The following is a 3,650-nucleotide window of genomic DNA, read 5'->3' as shown; positions in this document are numbered from 1 at the left end:
CGTTCGGCGTGCGCGGCGCGGCGGTCAAGCATGTCGGTGTCGCCAGCCTCCGCCGCCGGACGCAGCGCGCTGACGCCGCAGCCGATCAGCCGGAACGCGGTGCGATCGATTTCGCGCGCCAGCATCTCGCGGGACACCGCGAAGATCCGCGCCGCGAGCTGGGTCGACGAGGCCAGCGACTGGGCGCGCGTGCGCTGGCGGAAATCCGCGGTCTTCAGCTTCAGCGTGATGGTGCAGCCCGCGAGCTCGCCGGCCTTCAATCGCGCGGAAACTTTCTCCGCCAGCCGCCAGAGCACGCGTTCCAGCGTCGCGAAATCGCTTATGTCGGCTTCGAAGGTGGTTTCGCTGGAAATGGTCTTGGCGCCGCGGTCGGCTATGACGCTGCGGTCGTCGATACCTCGGGCCAGTCGCCACAACCTGCGGCCGTCGCTTGGAAACTGCTTCATCAGCTCGATTTCGTCGGCGCGCTGCAGGTCGGCGATGGTGCGAAAGCCGCGCTGCGCCAGCCTTTCCTGGGTCGCGGGGCCGACCCCGAAGATGAATCCGACCGGCTTGTCGGCCAGCATCGCGCGCGCCTCGTCCTGGTCGAGCACCGCGAAACCACGGGGCTTGTCGAGGTCTGAGGCGATCTTGGCGAGGAATTTGTTGCAAGCCAATCCGACCGACACCGTGATCCCAATGTCGCGCTCGACCTCGCGCGCGAACTGCGCCAGAACCTTGGCCGGGATCATGCCGTGGACGCGCGTGGTGCCGGACAGATCCAGAAACGCCTCGTCGATCGAGAGCGGTTCGACCAGCGGCGTCAGCGCCTGCATGGCGCGGCGCACCTCGCGCCCGACCCGGATATATTTCGCCATGTCGGGCGCGACCACGATCGCGGACGGGCACAGCGCCAGCGCCTTGAACATCGGCATCGCCGAGCGCACGCCATAGGTGCGGGCGATGTAGCAGGCCGCCGACACCACGCCGCGCTTGCCGCCGCCGATGATCACCGGCTTGTCGGCGATCCCTGGGTTGTCGCGCTTTTCGACCGTGGCATAGAACGCGTCGCAATCGATATGCGCGAGCGAAAGCGATGACAGCGCGCGATGATGGATCAAGCGGGGCGAGCCGCACGCGCCGCAGCGCCGGGCATTGCCGTCCAGATCCGTCAGACAGTCCCGGCAAAAGCAGGTGGTCCCGTCTGGCGCCGGCGCGCTCACGGCACGTCGCGGTCCCAGTGCTGGTCGCCCAATGCCTCGCCCAACACTTGGCGCGCCGCAGCAATATTGGTCGGATGCAGGTTCGAGGCGGCCGCGAAAGCCTTCACGGTTGCGTCATCGCTAAGGATGAAATCGAGCACGCTCGCCAGAAAATGCGGGTCGGCAGCCGAACTTCGCAGTGTTTCCGGCCCGATTCCGCTCTCGGCCAGGAAGGCGCCCAGCCGCTCGGGCTCGCCGGCCAGGAAGCTCAGCGCCTGAACTGCAACGATTTCAGCCACTTCGCGGGGCTTGTGAACAGGCTTTTTCAACGGCCGGTTTGCCTTTCCGTTAACTTATGGTCTCTAATTTGCACGCTATCATGCCCGAGTCCCTTGCTTGCGTTCAAGCAAGCGGAAACCACTTCGTAAAATGATGGAGCCGGGCTTAACGGGTTAGAGCGAATCTGGCGCTAGTTTGAGATTAGGTTTTGGCACGGGTTTTGACGCACCTTGGGGGGATGCCAAAGCACCCAGGGCCGGGCGGCCCAATAACGATGGGAGGGCGGGATGGCCAAAACCGTCCTGATCGTCGAGGACAACGAACTGAACATGAAGCTGTTTCGCGACCTGTTGGAAGCGCATGGCTATCAGACCTTCGGCACTAGCAACGGTGTCGAAGCGCTCAATCTCGTTCGCACGATGCATCCCGATCTGATCCTGATGGACATCCAGCTTCCGCAGGTGTCCGGCCTCGAGGTGACGCGCTGGATCAAGGACGATCCGGAGCTGCGTTCGATCCCGGTGGTCGCCGTGACCGCCTTTGCCATGAAGGGCGACGAAGAGCGCATCCGCGAGGGCGGCTGCGAGGCCTATCTGTCCAAGCCGATCTCGGTCGGCAAGTTCATCGAGACCGTTCGCCGGTTCATCGGGTAGGGGGAAGTCTCGTGTCAGCACGCATCCTGGTCGTCGACGACGTCGCTGCCAACGTCAAGCTGTTGGAAGCCCGGCTGTCGGCCGAGTATTTCGACGTCTTGACTGCCTCCAGCGGCGCCGAGGCGTTGGCGGTCTGCCAGCGCGCCGAATGCGATATCATCCTGCTCGATGTCATGATGCCCGACATGGACGGCTTTGAGGTCTGCCGCCGGCTGAAGGCCAATCCGGCGACGCATTTCATTCCGGTGGTGATGGTCACCGCCCTCGACAGTCCCGCCGACCGCGTGCGCGGGCTCGAGGCCGGCGCCGACGATTTCCTGACCAAGCCGGTGTCCGATATCGTGCTGATCGCGCGGGTGCGTTCGCTGACCCGGCTGAAGATGATGACGGACGAACTGCGGATGCGGGCGCTGACCTCGCTCGAGATCGGCGTGCAGGCGCCGGAGCGCAACGCGGTGGCCGATACCGGCAGGGGCGGACGCGTCCTGCTTGTCGACGACCGTCCGTCCTCCTATGAGCGGCTGGCGCCGCTGCTTGCCGCCGAACATACCGTGGATGTCGAGAGCAATCCGGCGGAAGCGTTGTTTCATGCCGCCGAGGGCAATTACGACCTGCTGATCGTCTCGCTCGATCTGCACAATTTCGACGGCTTGCGGCTGTGCAGCCAGGCGCGCTCGCTGGAGCGTACCCGGCATGTGCCGATCCTCGCCATCGCCGAGCCCGATCACAACACGAGGCTGCTGCGCGGGCTCGAAATCGGCGTCAACGACTACCTGCTGCGCCCGGTCGACAAGAACGAGCTGATGGCCCGTGCGCGCACGCAGATTCGCAAGCGCCGCTATACCGACGATCTGCGCGACAACGTGCAGCATTCGATCGAGATGGCGATCACCGACGCTCTGACCGGCCTGCACAACCGCCGCTACATGGAAAGCCATCTGGCGACGCTTGCCGAGCAGGCCGCCAGCCGCGGCAAGCCGCTGGCGCTGATGATGCTCGATATCGACTTCTTCAAGTCGATCAACGACAATTACGGCCACGACGCCGGCGACGACGTGTTGCGGGAATTCGCGGTCAGGATCCGCAAGTCGATCCGCGGTATCGATCTGGCCTGCCGCTATGGCGGCGAGGAGTTCGTGATCGTGATGCCGGAAACCGATCTGCATGTCGCCGGCATGGTGGCGGAGCGGCTGCGCCATGCGATCGCCGGCGAGCCGTTCGCCATTCACAAGGCGACCAGGCAGATCGACGTCACGATCTCGATCGGACTGTCGACGCTCGAGCGCAAGGGCGAGCCGGTCGGCGACCTCCTGAAGCGCGCCGACACCGCGCTCTACCGCGCCAAGCACGACGGCCGCAACCGCGTGGTGGCGACGGCGGCGTGAGTTTATGTCGTCCCTGCGAACGCAGGGACCCATAATCCCTGGCCTTCGTTGTCTCACCAAAGCTGGCAACGAACACCTTATGTCATCACGAACCTCACGGCGTGGGTCCCTGCGTTCGTGTTTGGTCCCGTCTGATTGGCGAGGGCCTGTAG

Annotated in this window: 4 protein-coding genes; 2 read left to right on the top strand and 2 right to left on the bottom strand. The window is 64.6% G+C overall.

Translation table 11 applies throughout. The features are described 5' to 3' along the window. Both WCB02_RS41820 and WCB02_RS41815 read right to left on the bottom strand, forming a co-directional pair. Nucleotides 1-1,220 (bottom strand): DNA polymerase IV (locus tag WCB02_RS41820; protein ID WP_423968852.1); only part of this gene is annotated, 1,220 nt, incomplete at its 3' end. Next, nucleotides 1,199-1,510: a DUF3572 domain-containing protein gene (locus WCB02_RS41815; protein ID WP_423968849.1), complete on the bottom strand. Its 312-nt coding sequence runs from the start codon at nucleotides 1,508-1,510 to the stop codon at nucleotides 1,199-1,201. The genes WCB02_RS41815 and WCB02_RS41820, both read right to left, overlap by 22 nt. 237 nt (nucleotides 1,511-1,747) lie before the next feature. Here WCB02_RS41815 and WCB02_RS41810 point away from each other — a divergent pair, with 237 nt between their 5' ends. Both WCB02_RS41810 and WCB02_RS41805 read left to right on the top strand, forming a co-directional pair. Then, nucleotides 1,748-2,113: a response regulator gene (locus tag WCB02_RS41810; RefSeq protein ID WP_423968846.1), complete on the top strand. Its 366-nt coding sequence runs from the start codon at nucleotides 1,748-1,750 to the stop codon at nucleotides 2,111-2,113. A gap of 11 nt (nucleotides 2,114-2,124) precedes the next feature. Beyond that, nucleotides 2,125-3,498: a PleD family two-component system response regulator gene (locus WCB02_RS41805; RefSeq protein WP_423968844.1), complete on the top strand. Its 1,374-nt coding sequence runs from the start codon at nucleotides 2,125-2,127 to the stop codon at nucleotides 3,496-3,498. The last annotated feature ends 152 nt before the right edge of the window (nucleotides 3,499-3,650 follow it).

The organism is Bradyrhizobium sp., from assembly GCF_049581145.1.
In the GTDB taxonomy this organism is placed as follows: domain Bacteria; phylum Pseudomonadota; class Alphaproteobacteria; order Rhizobiales; family Xanthobacteraceae; genus Bradyrhizobium.
This window is presented reverse-complemented; position numbering and strand designations above follow the sequence as displayed.